This is a genomic window from Rhizobium sp. 16-488-2b, assembly GCF_017741815.1.
Lineage (GTDB): Bacteria > Pseudomonadota > Alphaproteobacteria > Rhizobiales > Rhizobiaceae > Rhizobium.
Genome location: NZ_JAGHMF010000027.1, coordinates 37,836 through 58,184, shown reverse-complemented (window position 1 = coordinate 58,184; position 20,349 = coordinate 37,836). Strand labels below are relative to the sequence as shown.

Annotated in this window: 20 protein-coding genes; 9 read left to right on the top strand and 11 right to left on the bottom strand. The window is 60.6% G+C overall.

What is annotated here, in order from left to right; translation table 11 throughout:
- Positions 1-30 precede the first annotated feature (30 nt).
- From J5286_RS21570 to purU, 4 genes are all read left to right on the top strand, one after another.
- Complete coding sequence (locus tag J5286_RS21570; protein ID WP_142843381.1) at positions 31-2,472, top strand: GcvT family protein; 2,442 nt, start codon at positions 31-33, stop codon at positions 2,470-2,472.
- Positions 2,473-2,502: 30 nt separating this feature from the next.
- On the top strand, positions 2,503-3,252 hold the full coding sequence (locus tag J5286_RS21565; protein WP_142843412.1) for an electron transfer flavoprotein subunit beta/FixA family protein: 750 nt from the start codon (positions 2,503-2,505) through the stop codon (positions 3,250-3,252).
- Positions 3,253-3,277: 25 nt separating this feature from the next.
- A complete protein-coding gene (locus J5286_RS21560) occupies positions 3,278-4,213 on the top strand; it encodes an electron transfer flavoprotein subunit alpha/FixB family protein (protein WP_142843380.1) in 936 nt (311 codons plus the stop codon).
- Positions 4,214-4,292: 79 nt separating this feature from the next.
- A complete protein-coding gene (purU, locus tag J5286_RS21555) occupies positions 4,293-5,177 on the top strand; it encodes a formyltetrahydrofolate deformylase (protein ID WP_142843379.1) in 885 nt (294 codons plus the stop codon).
- Positions 5,178-5,690: 513 nt separating this feature from the next.
- On the opposite strand, the gene J5286_RS21550 is transcribed toward purU, so the two are convergent.
- The 10 genes from J5286_RS21550 to J5286_RS21505 all read right to left on the bottom strand — a co-directional run bounded on the left by J5286_RS21550 (position 5,691) and on the right by J5286_RS21505 (position 15,116).
- Positions 5,691-6,179, bottom strand: a complete 489-nt coding sequence (locus J5286_RS21550; RefSeq protein ID WP_237681484.1) for a GlcG/HbpS family heme-binding protein — start codon at positions 6,177-6,179, stop codon at positions 5,691-5,693.
- 114 nt (positions 6,180-6,293) lie between these two features.
- A complete protein-coding gene (locus J5286_RS21545; protein WP_142843378.1) occupies positions 6,294-6,893 on the bottom strand; it encodes a response regulator transcription factor in 600 nt (199 codons plus the stop codon).
- Positions 6,890-8,422, bottom strand: coding sequence for a sensor histidine kinase (locus tag J5286_RS31635; protein ID WP_142843377.1), 1,533 nt, complete (start codon positions 8,420-8,422; stop codon positions 6,890-6,892). The genes J5286_RS21545 and J5286_RS31635 overlap by 4 nt, the downstream gene beginning before the upstream one ends.
- Before the next feature lie 136 nt (positions 8,423-8,558).
- Complete coding sequence (locus tag J5286_RS21535) at positions 8,559-9,344, bottom strand: SDR family NAD(P)-dependent oxidoreductase (RefSeq protein ID WP_142843376.1); 786 nt, start codon at positions 9,342-9,344, stop codon at positions 8,559-8,561.
- Entirely contained in the window at positions 9,341-10,441 is a 1,101-nt protein-coding gene (locus tag J5286_RS21530; RefSeq protein ID WP_142843375.1) for an NAD(P)/FAD-dependent oxidoreductase, read from the bottom strand. The genes J5286_RS21535 and J5286_RS21530 overlap by 4 nt, the downstream gene beginning before the upstream one ends.
- Entirely contained in the window at positions 10,438-11,859 is a 1,422-nt protein-coding gene (locus J5286_RS21525; protein ID WP_142843374.1) for an NAD(P)/FAD-dependent oxidoreductase, read from the bottom strand. Before J5286_RS21525 ends, J5286_RS21530 begins: the two co-directional genes overlap by 4 nt.
- Positions 11,856-12,149 carry a (2Fe-2S)-binding protein gene (locus J5286_RS21520; protein ID WP_237681483.1) on the bottom strand — a complete coding sequence of 98 codons (294 nt, stop codon included), beginning with the start codon at positions 12,147-12,149 and terminating at the stop codon, positions 11,856-11,858. The genes J5286_RS21525 and J5286_RS21520 overlap by 4 nt, the downstream gene beginning before the upstream one ends.
- Positions 12,149-13,048, bottom strand: a complete 900-nt coding sequence (locus J5286_RS21515; protein ID WP_142843373.1) for a dihydrodipicolinate synthase family protein — start codon at positions 13,046-13,048, stop codon at positions 12,149-12,151. Before J5286_RS21515 ends, J5286_RS21520 begins: the two co-directional genes overlap by 1 nt.
- Before the next feature lie 14 nt (positions 13,049-13,062).
- Positions 13,063-13,941, bottom strand: a complete 879-nt coding sequence (locus J5286_RS21510; RefSeq protein ID WP_142843372.1) for an SMP-30/gluconolactonase/LRE family protein — start codon at positions 13,939-13,941, stop codon at positions 13,063-13,065.
- Entirely contained in the window at positions 13,938-15,116 is a 1,179-nt protein-coding gene (locus J5286_RS21505) for a CaiB/BaiF CoA transferase family protein (protein ID WP_142843371.1), read from the bottom strand. Before J5286_RS21505 ends, J5286_RS21510 begins: the two co-directional genes overlap by 4 nt.
- Positions 15,117-15,204: 88 nt before the next feature.
- On the opposite strand from J5286_RS21505, the gene J5286_RS21500 reads away from it, so the two are divergent.
- Together J5286_RS21500 and J5286_RS21495 are read left to right on the top strand one after the other, a co-directional pair.
- Positions 15,205-16,545 (top strand): aspartate aminotransferase family protein, encoded by a 1,341-nt coding sequence (locus tag J5286_RS21500; RefSeq protein ID WP_142843370.1) that lies wholly within the window; start codon positions 15,205-15,207, stop codon positions 16,543-16,545.
- Between the two features lies 1 nt (position 16,546).
- The gene (locus J5286_RS21495) at positions 16,547-17,422 is read left to right on the top strand and encodes a beta-keto acid cleavage family enzyme (protein WP_142843369.1); all 876 of its coding nucleotides are present in this window, start codon (positions 16,547-16,549) and stop codon (positions 17,420-17,422) included.
- Positions 17,423-17,424: 2 nt separating this feature from the next.
- On the opposite strand, the gene J5286_RS21490 is transcribed toward J5286_RS21495, so the two are convergent.
- Positions 17,425-18,216 (bottom strand): IclR family transcriptional regulator, encoded by a 792-nt coding sequence (locus J5286_RS21490; protein ID WP_142843368.1) that lies wholly within the window; start codon positions 18,214-18,216, stop codon positions 17,425-17,427.
- Positions 18,217-18,294: 78 nt separating this feature from the next.
- Here J5286_RS21490 and J5286_RS21485 point away from each other — a divergent pair, with 78 nt between their 5' ends.
- The 3 genes from J5286_RS21485 to J5286_RS21475 are packed head-to-tail and all read left to right on the top strand — an operon-like array spanning position 18,295 to position 20,132.
- Positions 18,295-18,903 (top strand): dioxygenase family protein, encoded by a 609-nt coding sequence (locus J5286_RS21485; RefSeq protein WP_142843367.1) that lies wholly within the window; start codon positions 18,295-18,297, stop codon positions 18,901-18,903.
- 15 nt (positions 18,904-18,918) lie between these two features.
- Positions 18,919-19,587, top strand: coding sequence for a dioxygenase family protein (locus J5286_RS21480; protein WP_142843366.1), 669 nt, complete (start codon positions 18,919-18,921; stop codon positions 19,585-19,587).
- Positions 19,584-20,132 carry a gamma carbonic anhydrase family protein gene (locus tag J5286_RS21475; protein WP_142843365.1) on the top strand — a complete coding sequence of 183 codons (549 nt, stop codon included), beginning with the start codon at positions 19,584-19,586 and terminating at the stop codon, positions 20,130-20,132. The genes J5286_RS21480 and J5286_RS21475 overlap by 4 nt, the downstream gene beginning before the upstream one ends.
- Positions 20,133-20,349 lie beyond the last annotated feature (217 nt).

Below are 20,349 nucleotides of genomic sequence, written 5' to 3'. Positions count from 1 at the left end.
TGGACAAACCAATACGAGGGAACCTCTTCCATGCAAACTCATGCTCGCGCCGTTGTCATCGGCGGTGGTTGTGTCGGCGCCGCCATACTTTACGGTCTTACCAAGCGTGGCTGGACCGATGTCGCGCTTCTTGAGCGCACCCAGCTGACGGCCGGATCGACCTGGCATGCCGCCGGCCTCATTCCTTCCTATGCCCGCAACATCAGTATCGGCCGGATGATCGCCAAGACCATCGAGATCTACGAAGGGCTGGAAGCGGAAACCGGCCAGCATGTCGGCTGGCACAAATGCGGCCAGCTGCGCATCGCCAACACGCGCGACCGTCTCGACGAATACAAGAGCTATATGAGCGTTGCCGCCGTGCAGGGCATTCGCGCCGAACTGGTCACGCCGCAGGAAGCGCGCGAACTCTGGCCGCTGCTCGAAAACAACAAGGACATGCTGGCTGCGCTCTACCATCCCGACGACGGCCATATCGCGCCGGCCGACGTGACCCAGGCCATGGCCAAGGGTGCACGCGACCGCGGCGCCAAGATCTACCTCAACACCGAGGTCAAGGGTTTCGAGCGTCTGCCCGGCGGCGAATGGAAGATCATCACCAACAATGGCGAGATCATCTGCGAGCATATCATCGCGGCGACCGGCAATTATGCCCGCCAGACCGGTGCGATGCTGGGTCTCGAAATCCCTGCCATCCCGATCCTGCACCAATACTGGATCACCGATGCCGTGCCAGAGATCGTGGAGCGCAAGCGCCAGGGCTTGCCGGAAATGCCGATCCTGCGTGACGAAGGTTTTGAGGGTTATCTGCGCGAAGAGGGCGATGGCCTGATGTTCGGTCCCTATGAGAAGACCGAACACCTGAAGCTCTTTGCCGAAAACGGCGTGCCCGAATGGTTCGGCGCCGATCTGGTCGAAGAAGATTTCGATGCGGTGGCCTGGAACTGGGAAGCTGCCATGGAGATGGTCCCGGCGCTCGGCCGTGTCGGCATCAAGGCCAATGTGCGCGGCCCCTTCCAGATGACGGCTGACGAGCTGCCGCTGGTCGGCCCGGCCTGGGGGCTCGAAAATGTCTGGATCGCCGAAGGCGTGCCGGGCGGCATCCTCTGGGGCGGCGCGATCGGTTATTATCTCTCCGAGCGTATCGTCGAAGGCGCCAACAGCCTCGATACCTCCGAGCTCGATCCCCGCCGTTTCGGCGACTATGCCAACAAGGAATGGACACGGCACAAGGTCAAGGAAAGCTGGGGCACCCATGCCGAGCTGCATTATCCCGGTCAGGACATGCCGGCCGCGCGCCCGCAGAAGACCGCCCCATCCTACGATATCCTCTCGCAGCGCGGTGCCGTCTGGGGCGTCCTGAACGGCTGGGAAGTGCCGAACTGGTTTGCTCCGCACGGTGTTGAAGCCAAGGACCAGTATAGCTGGCGCTGGACACAGAAAGGCCATTACGTGGCTGAAGAGGTGCGGGCGGTGCGCGAGGCGGTCGGTCTCGTCGAAATGACGCCGATGACGAAGTTCGAAGTGTCCGGCCCCGGTGCCGAAGCCTGGCTCGATACTATTCTCGCCAATCGCCTGCCGAAAGCCGGCCGCGTCAACCTAAGCCATCATCTGACGAAGAACGGCGGCGTGCAGGCTGAATATGTCGTGGCGCGCCTTGAAGACGGCAGCTTCTACTTGATCTCGACGCCGCGCGCCGAGCGCTGGAATTTCGATGACCTATCGAAGCTTTTGCCGAAGGACGGCAGCGTGCAGCTGCGAAACGTCACCAACGAACGCGGTTGCTTTACTGTCGTCGGTCCGAAGGCGCGCGACGTGTTGCAGGGTCTGACCGAGATGGATCTTTCCAACGAGGCGTTCCCATGGTTCGGCGTCAAGTCCGGTACGGTCGGCCTGGCGACGGACGTGCGGATGCTGCGCGTCAACTATGAAGGTGAACTCGGCTGGGAACTCTATCACCCGCTGCCCTACCAGCGGCAGCTGCTGCAGGCGATCCTTGCGGCGGGTGAGCCGCACGGCCTGCGCCTCATCGGCTACCACGCGCTGGAATCGCTCCGCCTCGAAAAGTCTTACCGTGCCATGTATCGTGACATGAACCCGGAACTGACGGCCTGGGAAAGCAATCTCGATCGCTTCATCCGGCTCGACAAGGGCGATTTCATCGGCAGGGAGGCGCTTGTTCGCCAGAAAAAAGAGGGCATCAGGCGGCGCTCGGTCACGATCTCCATCGATACCGATGGCGCAAGCTCGCTGATCTACGAGGGTGTCTATCACGAGGGCAAGCTGGTCGGCCGCATCACGTCGGGCAGCTATGCCTATACGCTCGGCCATGACGTCGCCTTCGCGCTGCTGCCACCGGAACTCGGTGTCCCGCGCACCGAGGTTGAAGTGCCGATCCTCGGCGAGATGCGCATGGCGCGCGTACTGGAAGAATCTCCCTACGATCCGCAGGCCCTGCGCGGCCGCATGTGATCGTCAACGTTATCTGAGGAAACTAGAATGATGAAAATCTTGGTCACGGTCAAACGTGTTGTCGACTACAACGTCAAGATCCGGGTTAAGCCGGATGGTGCGGGTGTCGAGCTTGCCAATGTGAAGATGTCGATGAACCCGTTCGACGAGATTTCCGTTGAAGAGGCTCTGCGGCTGAAGGAAGCCGGCAAGGCTGAGGAAGTCGTCGTGGTTTCGGTCGGCCCGGCCAAGGCGGAAGAAACGCTGCGCACGGCACTCGCCATGGGTGCCGACCGCGCCATCCTCGTTGAAACGGACGATGCCGTCGAGCCGCTGGCCGTTGCCAAGATCGTCAAGGGCGTGGCGGAAGCCGAACAGCCCGGCCTGATCATCGTCGGAAAGCAGGCGATCGATGACGACAGCAATCAGACCGGCCAGATGCTGTCGGCTCTGCTCGGCTGGACTCAGGGTACATTCGCCTCCAAGGTCGAAATCGGTGCCGACAAGGCGACCGTGACACGCGAAGTCGATGGCGGTTTGCAAACCATCGACATCAAGCTGCCGGCCGTGGTGACTACTGACCTGCGTCTGAACGAGCCGCGGTATGCCTCGCTGCCGAACATCATGAAGGCCAAGAAGAAGCCGCTCGACAAGAAGACGCCGGCTGACTTTGGCGTCGACACGACGGCACGGCTGAAGGTTCTTAAGACCGAGGAACCAGGCGGCCGCAAGGCGGGCGTCAAGGTTAAGTCCGTCGCAGAGCTGGTTGACAAGCTCAAGAACGAAGCCGGCGTGCTCTAACCGGAAGATTTGAGGAGATTACATCATGGCCATTCTTCTTCTGGCTGACCACGACAACACCCACCTGTCCGACCAGACCGCCAAGGCGCTGACGGCGGCTTCCAAGATCGCCAGTGGGACTGGAGTCGACGTTCATGTGCTCGTTGCCGGCTCCAAGGCCGTCGCCGATCAGGCAGCCAAGCTTTCGGGCGTAGCGAAGGTTCTCGTTGCTGACGACGCAGGACTTGCCAACAATCTGGCCGAGCCGCTGGCAGCGCTGATCGTTTCGCTGGCTGGCAACTACGACACGATCATCTCGGCCGCGACCTCGGTCGGCAAGAACGTGCTGCCGCGCGTCGCGGCCCTGCTCGATGTCGCCCAGGTCTCGGAGATCATCGAGGTTGTCTCGGCCGACACCTTCAAGCGTCCGATCTATGCCGGCAATGCCATCCAGACGGTTCAGTCCACCGATGCCAAGATGGTCGTCACCGTTCGCACCGCCTCCTTCGCCTCCGCAGCGGAAGGTGGTTCTGCTTCGGTCGAGGCCATCTCGGCTGCGGCTGATCCGGGCCTTTCCACCTTCTTGAAGAATGCCCTGTCGTCGTCGGATCGTCCGGAACTGACGTCTGCCAAGATCATCATCTCGGGTGGTCGTGCGCTGAGCTCGTCTGAAAAGTTCCAGGAAGTCATCCTTCCGGTTGCCGACAAGCTCGGTGCGGCCGTCGGTGCCTCGCGCGCTGCCGTCGATGCGGGCTATGCCCCGAACGACTGGCAGGTTGGCCAGACCGGCAAGGTGGTCGCACCACAGCTTTACATCGCCTGCGGCATCTCCGGTGCGATCCAGCATCTGGCCGGCATGAAGGACTCGAAGGTCATCGTCGCCATCAACAAGGACGAGGAAGCCCCGATCTTCCAGGTCGCAGACTACGGCCTCGTCGGCGACCTGTTCGAACTGCTGCCGGAACTCGAGAAGAGCTTCTAATCCCTCAGTCTCCACCCGCGAGAAGCGGTCGCAGCATCGCGTTGCGGCCACGAGCCCTGTTGTCTGCGAGAACCCAGCCATGCCCGCCTATGTCCTGACCATCTCCTGCCAGTCCACGCGCGGCATCGTCGCCTCGGTGACCGGTTATCTCGCCGGGATCGGCTGCAACATCGTCGATAGCTCGCAATTCGATGACCTGCAGACCGGCCTGTTCTTCATGCGCCTGACGTTCATGTCGGAGGAGGGGGCTGATCAGGCTGCGATCGAAAAAGGCTTCAAGCCGGTCGCCGACACGTTTGCGATGAACTGGGAACTGCACAACAGCGAACACCGGATGAAGGTGCTCCTGATGGTCTCCCGCTTCGGCCATTGCCTGAACGACCTGCTTTATCGCTGGAACATCGGGGCGCTGCCGATCGACATCGTCGGCGTCGTTTCAAACCACTTCGATTACCAGAAGGTCATCGTCAACAACGACATCCCCTTCCACCACATCAAGGTGACCAAGGAGAACAAGCCGCAGGCCGAAGCCCGGCTGATGGAAGTGGTCGAGCAGTCCGGTGCGGAGCTGATCGTGCTTGCCCGTTACATGCAGGTGCTTTCGGACGCGGTCTGCAAGAAGATGTCGGGCCGGATCATCAACATCCACCATTCCTTCCTGCCAAGTTTCAAGGGTGCCAATCCCTACAAACAGGCCTATGAGCGTGGCGTGAAGCTGATCGGGGCTACGGCTCATTACGTGACCGAGGATCTCGATGAAGGTCCGATCATCGAGCAGGACGTTGCCCGCATCACCCATGCGCAATCACCGGACGATTATGTCTCAATCGGCCGCGATGTTGAAAGCCAGGCTCTGGCGCGTGCCGTCCACGCCCATATCCACCACCGCGTCTTCATGAACGGCAACAAGACCATTGTCTTTCCGGCAAGCCCTGGATCCTACAAGTCGGAGCGAATGGGGTGACAAAATAAGTGGTAAATAGTTGACGACACTAGTAGCTTTTTTGTCTCGCGCCTTGAAAGGATCCTAACTAAGGACCACCGAGAGCTGCAGCCGCAAAATCAAAATCTAAGGCGTTGCAAAATCAGCAAAACGACTTCGCCCAAACCATGAACTGGTTTTGAGCCTGGCAAGCGGGATCCCACGACTGTCTCCAGGCACCGGCGCAGCTAACCGATTTCCCGCTCGGTAAGATGCCTCGACATATCGAAATTCAGGCCGAGACAAAGTCCGCGACAGCCGTCGGCAGGGTCGCCAGCCAAGGGGAAAGAACTCGACTGCTGTGGGTGCGCCCCTAAAACAGCCGGCACGCCAAAAACGTGGCGGCGTGACATCAACCAGCTGGCCTCCTAGGTTCTCCCAAACGCTGTGATGTTGGGCAAATATGATTGGCACGCCGCCGTCAGTATCGCAGCGCCCAGAGCAATCGAATGCCCCCGGCAGTTGCCGGGGGCAAGCGTCGCGCGTGGGACGGGGCTATTTCAGCGCTTCAGCAGCCTCTTTGATTGCGGCGACAGCGCATGCCTCGTCGAGATTCGCCCCTGGAGCTCCACCGACGCCAATCGCGCCAATCACCACGTCGCCAGCCTTGATTGGCACGCCCCCCCCAAGCACCAGAAAGCCGGGAATGTTGACCACTTGGGCCGAAGCTGGATTGTTCGCGGCATTCTCCGCCAGCTTCGAGGTTGGTATCCGCAACGATGCAGAGGTGAAGGCCTTGGCGCGCGAAGAGTCAACGGTGTGCGGACCAGCGTTGTCTGCACGAACGAGGGCGCGAAGGACACCCGCACGATCGACGACGGCCGCACTCACATTATACTTGTCTGCGGCGCAAGCTTCGACTGCATTACTCGCCATTCGGACGGCGAGGTCTGAAGGGATATTCTTTTCGGTAAGGAGATCGGCCTGGGCCGCGCCGATCGTGGAGCTGAAGGCGAATGCTACTACGAGAAAACGTTTGATCACAGTGTGGTTCCTGGTTTTGGTTGGAGAAGCGTCTGGCTTTCCCGGCACAAGTCGTACTTAATCGACTTCCATCACAGAATCCGCGTTGCCACCATGCGGTGTAGGTAGAACTACCTATTGCGTCGTCTTGTTGGTGAGTGTCAACCGCACGAAATCGGCTACCGAACTGGTCCCGAGTTTCCCGGCAATTTTTGCCCGATGTGCATCGACAGTACGCACTGAGACGCCGAGCGCTGCTGCAATTTCCCTGGTCGCCCATCCGTTGGCAATCATCTCGAGAACTTCGCGTTCGCGGCCCGTCAACTGCGCCAACTGCCGTCGGGCCTCGCACCTCTCCAGCCGCGCATCCAGGTTTTCAAAGGCCTGCTGGAGCGCCGCGAACAAAACTTCGCCATCAACCGGCTTTGTAAGAAAGTCCTGGATGCCGGCTTTGAATGCACTACGGCAGGCGATAACATCACCGTGGCCGGTGATCATAATCGTGGGCCAGTCAATGCCGCGGGCGATCAGTTGCGCGTGCAGTTGCAGCCCGGAAACCAGCGGCATACGCAAATCAACGATTAGGCAACCTGGCTTCTCCTTGTTGATATGCGCAAGCAATGTCTTGGGGTCACCGAAGGTTTCGGCGGTGACTCCGTAGGTATCTAGCAGAAAGGCGATCGCCTCTCTGACGGCTTCGTCGTCATCGACTAGGTAGACCTTATACTTGCTCACGATGCATCGCTCTTTGACGCGCGCGGCAACGTAATGGTGAACGTTGCCCCTCCGCTTGAGGAATTTTCGGCTTCTATTTTGCCGCCGATACGTTCGACCAGCGTCGCGCACAGCGACAGCCCGAGCCCCATCCCCTCAGGCTTTGTGGTGAAAAAGGGGTGGAACAGTTTTGACAGCGCCTCGACGGCGATGCCTGGTCCGCTGTCGCTGACAATGATTTTGGCCTCGCGGCCCACTGCTCGCGTTTCTATGCGGATGAGCGTTGCTTGAGAGTAATCTCCTTCCAATGCGTCAGCCGCATTACGTATGAGATTGTGCAGCACCTGTTCCAGTTCGATGGCGTCGGCGACGGCATCCAGTGGTTCCGGCGTGAGGCTGTACTCGAGGCGGATGCCGCGGTGCTTCAAATCTATGTTGGTTAGCGCGATGATTTCTTTGACGATCTCATTCAGCGAGCACTGAACCGGTTTCGGCGCCTTGTTGGAAGCATAGTCGCGCATCCGCTTTAGCAGTTCTCCCGCTCGCTTTGCTTCCCGGATGTTTACCTCCAGCGCACTGGAAATGCGTTTAATGTCAATTACGTCTGCACCGGCCAACCTGAGCGATGCTTGGCTTCGGCTGAGGATCGCTGTCAGTGGTTGCGTCAACTCATGAGCGATGCCAGACGCCATCTCACCCATTGCATTGACGCGCGAAGCATGTGCAAGCAATGTTTCCCGCTCGTGCAGCGCCGCGCGGGCCTCGGCTTCCTCCATCTCCCGCTGCAACCGCAGCGTTGTCGATCGCTGCCGCAGCGCAAACATAGCCGCAATCAAAGCCAGCGCGGTCATGACGCCAAAGCCGACCGCGTGCCTTGCCGGCAGCAGCGCTGCAAGTGGCACGGACCGATCAAGCAACAACGACAGCCGCTGATTTTCGCCGTCGATGACCGATTCAAAATGTAAGGGAGCAATAAACGAAGCGGCTGTATCGACGCCGTCCTGTGCTGGAAGATCGAGCAGGAGCTTTCCATTGATCATCAGGCGAACCCTGGCCCATGCGGGCCGTTCCTCGGGATCGGACAGAAGCCGGGCATCGATGGAAAGCACCACTGCGGTTTCCGAAGGCAAAGATGCCCTTTTTGCCAGGAGATATCGGCCGTTTCGATTTTCGTAGACGGCAATTTTACCACGCTCCTGTTCCGCGAATGCACCGCGTAGCGCCGCCAGATCCTCGCTTCCGCCTTCTGGCACTCTCAGCAGCACTTTCACCCTGTGGTCCTCGGGCTCGCCGTCGCCGAGCGAGATAAGTTCGATCCAAGCGATACGGGGATAAAAGCGGATGATGGTTTCCATCACGTGCCGAACGGCGCTGAATGGAGCAGGCTGCGCCCCGCTGGTAACCGCAATGAGGCTGGTCATGTGTGCGTCGTGTTGTGCCACGCGCTGGGAGATCAACCGGTGCAAGGTCTGGCCGGCCGCTTCCAACTCACCGGCCAGCCGTTGCTTCGAGGTTTCGAAGGAATAAAGTGCAAACCCTGAAACGGCCACGAACCACAGTCCAATGCATACGAGCCAGTGTTTAGAAGTGGTTGTGGTCACAAGAATCCAATCGCGGCCTGAGAGCACCCGACACCCTCGTCCTTCACATAGTTCAAAGTACCTGTAATATCCTGCTCTGCCCTTATCAAAATCGTCCGCAGTCGACCTTCATCTTGTCGCCGGTGATCGCCGAGCTGAGGTCGGAGGCATAGTAGAGCGCCGCGCGACCTACCTCTTCCGGCGCGACCCAGCGTCTGAGCGCGGCCACATCGGTATAGTTCTCACGCTCGATTTGTTTGATGGGACGGCTCTCGGCCTCGGCGCGTCGTTTCAGGATGCGATCCATGTTCTCCCCCGAGACTGCTCCTGGCATCAGCGCGTTGACGCGCACATTCACCGGCCCCAGTTCGCGCGCCATGGTCTCCGTGATGCCGATCAGCGCGAATTTCGACGCTACATAGGCCGAGCGCATCGGATAACCCTGAATTCCCATGAGAGAGGACATGTTGATGATCGAACCGGATCTCTGCGCGCTCATGATCCGCGCGGCTTCTTGCAGGCAGTACATTGCACCCACGAGATTGATGTTCATGCAGGCAACCCATGCAACCATATCAACCTCGGCCACCGAGGCGATCGGACCTGGGCCGCCGGCATTGTTTAGCAGCACATCGATCCGGCCGTTGATCTTCAACGCGCTTGCGAACATGGCTTTGACCTGCTCTTGGTCAGACACGTCGCAGGCAATGGCGTGGCCACCAATCTCCTTCGCCACGCGCTCCAGCGGCTCCATGCGACGCCCGGCAACCACCACGGTGGCACCGGCATCGGCAAAGATCCTGGCGGTGGCCTCACCTATGCCGCTACCACCACCGGTGACAATGGCTAGTTTGCCGTCCAAGCGGCAGTGGTCGGTCGAAATCTGGCTCATGTCGTTTCCTCCTCAAATCTACGGGCGGGATCGAAGAGAGGCAGTTCAGGCTCCCGGCCCAATATGAAATCTCCCATCAGCTTGCCGATATAGGGGCCGATGGTGTAGCCGCCCCGGACACAGCCTAGGACGAATGCGTTCCCGACGCCGGGAAGCGCACCTGCGAGCGGGTAAAAATCGGGTACGTTGGCCTCGAACCCCGTCCAGCTTCGCAACACCCGTGCCTTGGCCAGCGCTGGCAGTGCGTATTGCGCCAGCGCAAGGTTGGGTTGCACACTTTCTGCCATGACTTGGCCGCGCCCCTCCTGCGGCGCGCCGCGCCCTTGCCAGCCGCCGCCGACGAGGACGGAGCCGTTGGGCTTTTGCTTCATGGTGAGCAGTCCAGTTGCGTGGCCTATCACGCTGGAGACCAGCGGCGGCATTCGCTCGGTCACCGACACGGTGTTGATCCGGGCCTGAACCGGCAACTCCACACCCAGCAGTGCCGCGACGGGCTTCAGCCAGGCCCCCGCCGCTAAAAGCAGGCGCTGGGCATGAACCTGGCCGTCAGCCGTAGTCAAGGTAAAGCCTTTCAACCCACGCTCGATTGCGGTCACCGGGCAACGTTCGCGGTACGCGATCCCGGCGTCGCGCAGTCGCCGACGGAAATACTGACCCGTCAATGATGAATTGGCATAGCCGTCTTCGGGACAATAGCTCGCAGCCAACACCTTACGGGTCAGGCCCGGTTCCGCCTCGCGGATTTGCCGGTCCGAGACAAACGTGATCGGGGCTCCCGCCACGGCCTTGAGCGTCTGGCGCTCGTGCAGTAACGCGGCCTCCCGTTCGGTGAAGGCCAGGGTATAGCCGCCGGTCTTGTGAAAGCCGACAGCCTCCCCCATTGCTTCCCATTCGTGGTGGCCCTTCAGCGCATAAGGCATCAGCCGGACGCGCTTGATCTGCAGGCTCAGCGTGCCGGCATTCACGCCCGACGCCCCCTGCCCAAGATCGCTTTGATCCAGAACGAGGGGCTGCATTCCCCCTTCGCCCATGCGAAGCGCGCTTGCGCAGCCCATGATACCGCCGCCGACAATGGCTATGTCATAGGTTATGGTCATAGCGGTGCGGGCTTTGGGATTGGCAGGTCGGAATAGTTGAAGTCGCCGGCTAGCGCTTCAACGGGCACCGGGCGCAGAGGCGGCCGCGGTGTCGGGGGCGGCACGTCGGCCTCGCCCCCACCCTCGGCCTCAGCGATCATGCGGGACACGGCGGTCTGGCAGAACTTGCCCCCGCAAGGACCCATCCCTGCACGGAGGCCTGACTTCACGGCATTGGTACTACCAGCGCCGCTGGAGATCTCTGCAACGATATCAGCCCGTGAGAGGCTTTCGCAGCGGCAAACGATGGTCTCATCGGTGGTCAGCCGCGCAAGCCCCGCGCGGGGAAGGCTAAGGCCAGTCATCGCGGTGCCGAAGCGGGCCGCCCGTTCGTAGACGGCGCGTAGGCGGTCGCGTTCGCCCTTGGTATCGGCGCCTAGATGCTCGGCGGCGCTTAAACCGGCCAGCCGGCCGTGAACTTCTGCCGCCGTCGAGCCGCGAATGCCGGTGCCATCACCGCACAGGAAAATACTAGCGATGTCGGTTGTTCCGTCCACGCCGTGTAACGGTATCCATCCGCCTAAGCGGGGGCTATGCTCCAGTCCCAACCCTGCCAGTTGCGCGGCCTCGGTGGTCGGGGTTAGTCCGTTGCCGAGGCACAAACTGTCGCCTTCGATGCGTCGTACTGCACCAGTCGGCGACCAGTCGGCGGTAAGCTTGCGGAATTCGACACCGGTGACCTGGGTTTCGCCTTCAACCCGTGTTACCGCATGGCGCCAGTAGATCGGTACGCCGCTCAGGACCAAATCGGCGATCCAACGGCCGCCGCGCAACAGCAGATCAGGGCGTGATGCCATCGCTGGAAGGCAGCGAAGCCAGTCACCCCGGCTGTTGGGGGTAATGACTGCGGCTACCTCACCACCCAGACGGCGGATTTCGGATGCGACGTAGAATACCAGCGGCCCGGTGCCTGAGACGACCGTGCGTTTGCCGGGCAGTACCAGTTCCTGCTTGAACAGCGCCGTCGCGCCCGCCAATCCCAGCACCCCCGGTGTCGTCCAGCCGGGCACCGGCTGCACGAATTCGCGTGCGCCGGTGGCGATGATCAGGGCGCGCGCGTGCAGAACGTCACTGCGGCCCTGCCGCAGCAGGTAGAGATTCGCGCCCCCTTCGCACCGTTCGATCTGCCAGACCCGTGCCTCACTGAGATGGGTGACAGAGCTTTCGTCGACTTCCTGGCGCAGCCGATTTCCCGCCACAGTTTCAGGCGTAGCGGGAGCTTCCAGAATAGCGGCGCTCTTAGCGCGCCAGACCTGACCCCCGACTCTGGGTTGCTCGTCGATCAGGGTGACGGAAAAGCCATGGCGCGCGGCGGCCAGTGCAGCGTTCGCTCCGGCAGGACCTGCTCCGATCACGGCGACATCGCTATTGTGCATCATGATTGCCGCCTTAACGAGGTGACTGCCAATCCTTGCGCGACGGTAGATCGGCAGCTTTCGACCACCATACCGTCGATACGCACGACGCATTCCTGGCACAGCCCCATGCAACAGAACAGCCCGCGCGCTCCACCATCTTCGGGAGCGTCGCGCAGGTGCAGATGGCCGGCCCGCATCAGCGCGACCGCCAGACTTTCGCCGTCGTGGCCAGAAACCCCAGTACCGTCGAAGGTAAAATCCACTAACGGCGTTCGTCGAACATGGCTGGACTGATCGGGCGTGAGGCGCATCAGGAATAGCTGATCCCAAGCTGGTCGAAGGTACGTTTGATCTTGTCGATGTCGTCTACGGTTGCAGGCATGACCGGATCGCGCGGAACGCCCGCGGGCAGGCCGATCAAGTTCAATGCCGCCTTGAAGGACGCGGGCCATGTGGCAGTACCCATCAGCAATTCATAAAGGACGGTAAGCTGGTAATGGGCGTGGCGCCAGATCGCATCAGGGGCACCGGCGCCGACGGTCGCCATTTCGGACGGCTTCAGGTCTGTGAATTCAGGGCCAGTGGCGATGAAGCCTTTGGCCCCGAGCGCAAAATTCGGCAGGATATAGTGGCAAGGACCAGTCATCACTGACATCTTGTCGCCGAGGCGCTGCAAGAGATGGGTGTGGTAGAAGAAGTCACGCTGACTTTCCTTGATGCCTATGACATTATGGTTGTTCATCAGGGTTTCGGTCTGGTCCACGCTCAGTGAAAAACCCATCCGGCGGGGCGAGTTGTACAGCACAAGCGGCTTGGCCGTCGCCGCCGAAACTTTGTCGAACCGTGCCATGAGCTCCGCCTGAGACGCTTTCAACACATAGGTCTGAGGCATCGATAGTAGCGCATCCGCGCCGTTCTCCTCGGCAGCTCTGACATAGGCAAGGGAAGCGGCGATCGTGGGAGCGGAAATGCCCATCATCACATATACGCGGCCTTTTGCGGTATCCTTGGCCAGTCGCACCAGCCGGCCTCGCTCAGCCGCCGACAGCGCCCAGCTTTCGCCGTTGTCGCCCGCGATGCAGATGGTGGTCGCCCCGCGATTGATCAGGAACTCGAACAACTCGACAAAGGCGTCTTCGATGATCTCGCCCGTGTCGCTGAAGGGCGTGACGATGGCGGGCACGTAGCCGTAGAGGTCTTCTTTTTTCATTGAACTAGGATCCCTCAATCAGGAATGTCGACGGTGAAAACGGTGCCTGTTTGGGCATCGACAATGAAAAGGCGGGTCTGGTCGTCCGGGTGGAAGGTCACGGAAGTTGTCCAAAGCCCTTTAGGCAAGCGAACCTCGGCGATCGGGTCGCCGAGCTCGTCGAAAACATACGCTCGCCCGGCCTGCGCCTGCGCCACGGCCAGCCAACCCCGGGCATTGGTGGCCAGTCCGTCTGGCCCTAATCCGCCGGAGAGTTGCAAGAAAGTGCCCGCCATCGGCTGACCCATCTCGGGCAGGCAGGTGGACAACCGCCAGACCTGGTTGGCACGGGTCGCGGCAATATAGAGCCAGGCGCCGTCCGGCGACAGGCAAATCCCGTTGGAATAGGGGACGCGATCGAGCAGCAGGCGCATGTCGCCCGCGGCCGAAATGCAATAGACCCGCCCGCGCGGATCGCTCAATGAGGTGCGGCCACTATCGGTGAACCAAAGCGTGCCGTCCTTTCCATAGCACATATCGGAAAGCCCAAGGAAAGACTGGCCTTCGAAGCCGGTCGTCAGCACGTTGTAACTATCATGACCGGTCAACTCGATTAGTCCTTGGCGGTAGTCCACCGCGATGTGGCGACCGTCCGGTGCTATGCGCATGGCATGGGGTTCGCCGTCGATCCGGTGCATTACTTCCCACGCGCCTTCGGGCGAGACGCGGAACACGCGGCCATAGGGCACGTCCGAAAGCCACAGGCTGCGCGCCTCGTCAAAGAAGGCAGCCTCGAGGAAAGAATGGATCGGCTGCCCCGGGCGGGTCATCTTGGCCCAGGCAGACGGCTCGCCCTTGTGGCGTAACTCCTCCGGCAAATAGAAGGCCGGTTCTGCGGTCAGCCGGAGAGTCATTGCATCACCCCAGAATTCCGAAGTGCCGCGATCTCTTCCGGACTATATCCCAGACCTTCCAAAATCTGGTAGTTATGGTGCCCCAGTTTGGGCGGCGCGCCAGTTAGCATCGGACCGCCGAGGCTCATCCGATAGGCGGCGAGCGGCAGGGGGATCGAGGGATCGTCGGGAGACGGTGCGAAATAGCCCCGTGCTGCAATCTGAGGCGAGGCAACGGCCTCCTCCAGCGGCAGGATCTTTTCGGCAGGAATGTCGGCGGCTTCGAGAACCGCCTGCCATTCCTCTGCGGTGCGCTCGCGGAATACCGGCTCGAGCGAGGCGCGGATCGCGGCTGAATGGCTCTCGACATCGTTCCAGTCGCTGACGCCAGCGAGAAGTGGAATATTATGACCCAGCGACGCGAGGCACGCGCCGAGCTTGCGATATTGTGTCGGCTTGAAAGCCCCCAGCATCAGGCGGCCATCCGCCGTGTCAAAGGCCGAAATACCCGCCTCGGGAACCTTCAGCCTTGCCTCGGGGACCTGTTTCGATGCTGCTTCCGGCGCCATTAGCGACAGCGCCACCTCCAACATAGAGGCGCTGATATGGCATCCCTCCCCTGTACGTTCGCGTTGCAGGAGCGCGGCGGAAATGGCGAAAGCAGCAGAATAACCAGCCGCGTAATCGACAAAGGACACTCCTGGCTTCTGGCCGTCGCATTGCGCGATGGTACCCGAACTGGCCTGAATCGTATTGTCATAAGCGCCCTTGGTTGCCCTCGGCCCCGTTTCGCCATACCCGGTCATCGAACAGTGAACGATCTTCGGATTGCACTTTCGCAAATCCTCATAGCCCAACCCGAAGCCATCCAGCACCCCGGTGGAGTAGTTCTCCAGAAAGACATCTGCTCTTTCGACCAGCTTGAGAAGCGCCGCACGCCCCGGTTCGGCGCGGAAGTCGAGGGCCAGCGACTTCTTATTGCCACCCTGCACCTGGTAGGTCAGTCCTATTCCGTCCGCATTCAATGCAGGCAAAGGACCGCGCCCGCGCGCGCAATCGGGCGAGTGGGGCAGTTCGACCTTGATAACCTCTGCCCCAAGCAATGCAAACTGATAGCCACAGAACGGCCCGGCGAGAACCTGCGATACCTCGATAATCCGAAGGCCGGCCAAAGCGCCCATGACGACAAACTCCATATTTCCACCGCGAGAGGAAATCGCTTGAGTCCTTTAATGTTGTTTAGTATACAAAACGCTGTTCTATATGCAAGACGGAATCGAGCCCATGTCCCACGTGCTGCACCGCTCTCTCGACGCGACGCTTCCAACTGTTGTCGGCGGAGACGGAAACTTTCTGATCGACGAGAGCGGTAAGCGCTACCTGGATGCGTGCGGCGGCGCCGCTGTGTCGTGCCTCGGCCACGATAACGAAAGGGTCAGGTCCGCCATCAAGAGACAGATCGACCGGGTCGCGTTTGCGCATACGAGCTTTTTCACCAACGAACCGGCCGAGGAGCTTGCGAGTTTCCTTGTGGAACGCGCACCCGAAGGCACAGGCGATGGTCGGGTGATGTTTTTGGGCAGCGGATCCGAGGCGATGGAGGCGGCGCTGAAACTTGCGCGGCAGTACCATCTTGAACGCGGGGAAGCCGCACGTACGCGGATCATCGCACGGGCCCCCTCATATCACGGCAACACACTGGGAGCACTGGCGACCGGGGGGCACGCCGGCAGGCGGGCACCCTTCCGGCCGCTGTTGATGGACGTCGGTCACATCGACGCCGCCTATGAATACAGGATGCGCCACGACGGCGAATCCGAGGCTGCATTCGCAGAGCGCATGGCGAACCTGCTGGACCAGCGCATCCGCGAACTTGGTCCCGACACCGTCATGGCCTTCGTGGCGGAGCCGGTGGTCGGGGCTTCGCTCGGCACGCAACCCGCTCCGAGAGGCTATTTTCAGCGCATTCGCGAGATCTGTGACAGGCACGGCGTTCTATTAATCGCCGACGAGGTCATGTGCGGCATGGGGCGCACCGGCAGCCTTTTCGCGCTGGAACAGGAAGGTATAGCCGCTGACATCACAACGCTTGCCAAGGGTCTTGGCGCGGGATTCCAGCCGATCGCCGCCGTCATGGCCGCCGAGAAGGTCGTTGCCGCGATTCAGAACGGTAGCGGCCTTCTTTGGAACGGACACACCTATATGTCCCACGCCGTCGCCACTGCCGGCGCGCTTGCGGTGCAGAAAGTGATCCAGGACCAGAACCTGCTTGAAAACGTCAGGGCGCGCGGGGAACAGCTGCGTGACGCGCTTAACGCACGGTTCGGCCAAAATCCCAATATCGGTGATGTCAGGGGCCGAGGTTTGTTCTGGACCGTAGAGCTGGTAGCGGACAAAGCCTCAAAGGCGTCCTTTCCTGCCGCAGCGAGGCTATCGCAAAAGATCCAGAGAGCCGCGCTTGATCTCGGCTTGATGTGCTACCCGGCGCAGGGCTGCGCCGATGGGACGAATGGAGACCACGTCCTGCTCGCCCCGTCCTATACCTCGACCCCGGACGAGATCGCGCGCATCGTTGACCTGCTCGCGCGAGCGGTCGAAACGGTTCTTAACAAGGTGGAGAAGTGACATGGTCAAGAAAACCATCCTGACAGCCGCCATCACCGGCAATTTGATGTCGCCTGAAAACAGCCCGCATTTGCCGATCACGCCGAAACAGATTGCCGAACAGGCGTTGGACGCTGCCAAGGCGGGAGCCTCCATCGTGCATTTGCATGTGCGCGATCCCGAGACCGCCAAGGGCTCAATGCGGCTCGAGCTCTATCGCGAACTCGTGCAGCGGATCCGAGAACAGGATGAGGAGGTCATCCTCAATTTGACCACCGGTGAGGGCGGCCGTTTCATCCCCTCTGACGACGATCCGCAGATTGCCGCGCCCGGCTCGACGCTTTGTGCACCCGACAAGCGCGTGGCCCATGTCGAAGAGCTGCGTCCTGATATCTGCACGCTCGACTTCAACACCATGTGGTCGGGTCAAGCTAGCGTCATCAACACGCCACGTAACCTGGAGATCATGGCAGGGCGGATTTACGCGGCCGGCGTAAAGCCTGAGATCGAGATCTTCGATTCCGGCGATTTGCACATGCTGAAGGATTTCCTTTCGCGCGGCGTTATCAAGAAACCGCTGATGGTGCAGATGGTGTTGGGCGTTCGCTTCGGCGCGGTGGCCAACCCCGAGACCATGGCCTACTTGGTCAGTCAGTTGCCGGAGGAGACGGAATGGGCAGCCTTCGGGATTGGACGGATGGCCTTCCCGATGCTAGCGCAAGCCTTCCTTCTGGGCGGTCACTGCCGCATCGGGATGGAGGACACGGCCTATATCGAGAAGGGTGAATACTGCCGGTCGAACGCGCAACTGGTGGAAAAGGGCACTTCCATCATCCACAGCCTTGGCGGCACGATCGCCAGCTCCGGGGAGGCCCGCACTATCCTTGGTCTAAGCTGATGTCAGCCAGGCCCGCCATATCCCATCTCGCGCGAGATTTGCAACGCAGTCGCCCGGGTTTCGGGGATGTAGAAGCTATCAAGCCGATCGAAGTCGAAGCCGGTGTCCGGCCCAGAGATATTGATGCATGCGGCAACCTTCCCGCTGTTGTCGCGCACTGGAACCGCAACGCTGGATCCGCCGGGTTCCCGGAACCCACGCGAGACGATAAAACCTTGGGCGCGCACCTGATCGACGCGGGACTTGAGCGCTGCGGCGTTGGTCGGAGTGTGCTCGGTATAGGCGGTCATCTCCTGCCCCTCGCAAAACGCCTCAAGCTCGTCATCGCTCAGCGACACCAGAAGGCACCATCCGATCGCCGATGCATAGGCGGCGGTGCGCGTTCCCGTTACCATATTCGAGACGAACCCCGTGCGCGCTTGATGGCTCCCGAGATAGAGAACGTCGTGACCCTCAAGCACGCTCAGATGGGCGCTGACGCCGGTCTTGTCCCGCAACGCCGAAAGATGCGGGCGTGCGATTGTCGTGATCGGCAATTGATTGAGGTAGGCGAAGCCAAGGTTCAAAACCCGTGCGCCCAATGTGTAACTGTTGGCCTGTTCTGCCTCCTTGAGGAAGCCCATCTGCCGCAGCGTATAGATCAGGCGAAATACCGACGACCGGCTGAGCTTCATCACCTGCGAGATTTCGCTAAGCGACATCGGCTTGCCCGCCTCGCCAAGGATTTCGAGAACGCGCAGCCCCCGGTGGAGGCCAGGGACGAAGTATATGGAATGGTTGGAGGATTCGCTCACGCGTCGGGCCAGTCTTTTGTCAAGATTTGCGCCGACGTTTTATATCTAAAACCGGATAGGTTCAACGGAGGAAATTCAATGACACAGGAGCATCGAAAAGAAAATGCCCTGGCACCGACCAATGAAGACACCTGCGGCCCCTATTTTCCGATCTATTTCGGAGATGAAAGCCTGGAAGATTTGACCCGCATTCATCCGGGCGTGATCGGCGGGGCCAGCGGGCAGCGTATCATCCTTCGCGGCCGCGTTCTGGACCGGCATGGGGATCTGGCCAATGGTGTCGTCATGGAGTTCTGGCAGGCCAATGCCAAGGGGGTGTATCGCACGCCAAGAATGGCGGGGCACGCCGATATCGACCCTTGGTTCTACGGCTACGGTAGGCTTCGCAGTGCCAGCGGGGAATATTCCTTCCGTACCATTCTTCCCGGCGCCGCCGAGGGCCGAGCGCCGAACATCACGGTAACGTTGTTCTCAGACGGGATAAGCCGAATCGTCACGCAGGTCTTCTTTGCCGACCAACCCGGCAATGACGAAGACCCGTTGCTTTCCGAACTGGACGATGCGGATCGCTCACGGCTGATCGCGCGACCGGACGGACGCACGGTGGACGGGGCCGAGGTCTATCGTCTGGATATAGTGATGGCCGGGGAGAATGAGACCCCGTTCTTCGACGATTTCGAAAGCTGATAGGAGGATGCTAACATGACAAAACTTGGACGGCAGCTCGGAATAGGGCCGACCGACAACACCTCTGATCAGCGGACGCCGCGCAAGCGGCTGCGCCTGATCCCTGCTGCGGCCCGCGAAAGCTTCGTGCCCTACCTGCCCGCGCGAGTGCTTTCTCGCCAGAACGAATGGGATATGACCCGGATTTCACCCGATCTTACCCGCGCCGACGGCATTCCTATCGAGGTGACGGGAACCGTGCGGACCGAAAGCGGCAGACCACTGCGCAACACGCTGTTGGAAATCTGGAACGCCAATCACTATGGCCGTTACCGCCATGTCGAGGATCACTCAGGCCTGAAGCTCGACGATCGCTTCCTCGGTATGGGTCGGGTGCTGACTGACGATGACGGCAACTACCGGTTCTGGACCATCAGCCCTGGCGCTTATCTGGCCCGCCCTGACATCGGGCGCTGGCGGCCCAAGCATATTCATCTATCGGTCAGCGGCGGATCAGCTCGGCTGGTCACCCAGATGTACTTCCCGGACGAACCCAACAACGCGACCGACCCGATGGCAATCCTGATGGGAGACGCATTCGAGCGCAACATCGGCAAGCCCTATGACACACCCGGAATCGACGTTGAGAAAGGCTTCAGGTTCAACATTGTCGTCGGCGGCCGCAACGCGACCTTCTTCGAATGAGTGCGCCGTCAAACCTTTATGGGCTAGGGGATCACTCCCCCAGCCTTCCTGCGGATGGCGACTTCTGGATCGCGCCGGATGCGCGAGTTATCGGTCGGGTGACGCTTGGAGCCGGCGCTTCAGTATGGTGGGGATCAGTGCTGCGCGGCGATAATGAACCCATCGTCATAGGCGAAAACAGCAACATTCAGGAACATTGCGTGCTACATGTCGATCCCGGCTTTCCGCTGACCATTGGCATTGGCTGTACGATTGGCCACAAGGCCATGCTGCATGGCTGCACCATTGGCAATGGCAGCCTGATCGGTATGGGAGCCACTGTTCTCAACGGAGCCCGGATCGGACGGAATTGCCTGATCGGCGCAGGCGCGCTGGTGACCGAGGGGATGGACATCCCTGATGGATCGCTTGTGGTGGGGATGCCGGCCAAGGTAACACGCCCGCTTACGCCCGAGGCAATCGAGGGGATGGAGCGGACGGCGCGGAAGTATGTCTGGAATAAATCGCAGTTCCGGGATCATCTAACGCCACTCCCGCTGGCTTGATCGATGCCCCGGTCAGGCCAATGCGGTAAGGCCAAGTGGCATCGCGAGATCGAAGGCTACAAGCCTCCTATTTGAGCTGCCCGTGAGGAGAGGATCGGCGGACCGTGAGGCTTCAGCGCTCAAAACGCGCGCTGATGTGCATCAGCCCAGCATTGGACATCGACACCCTCGTCTTGGCCGGCTACCGCCTCGCTCCCGGACTATCGGACGACGATGA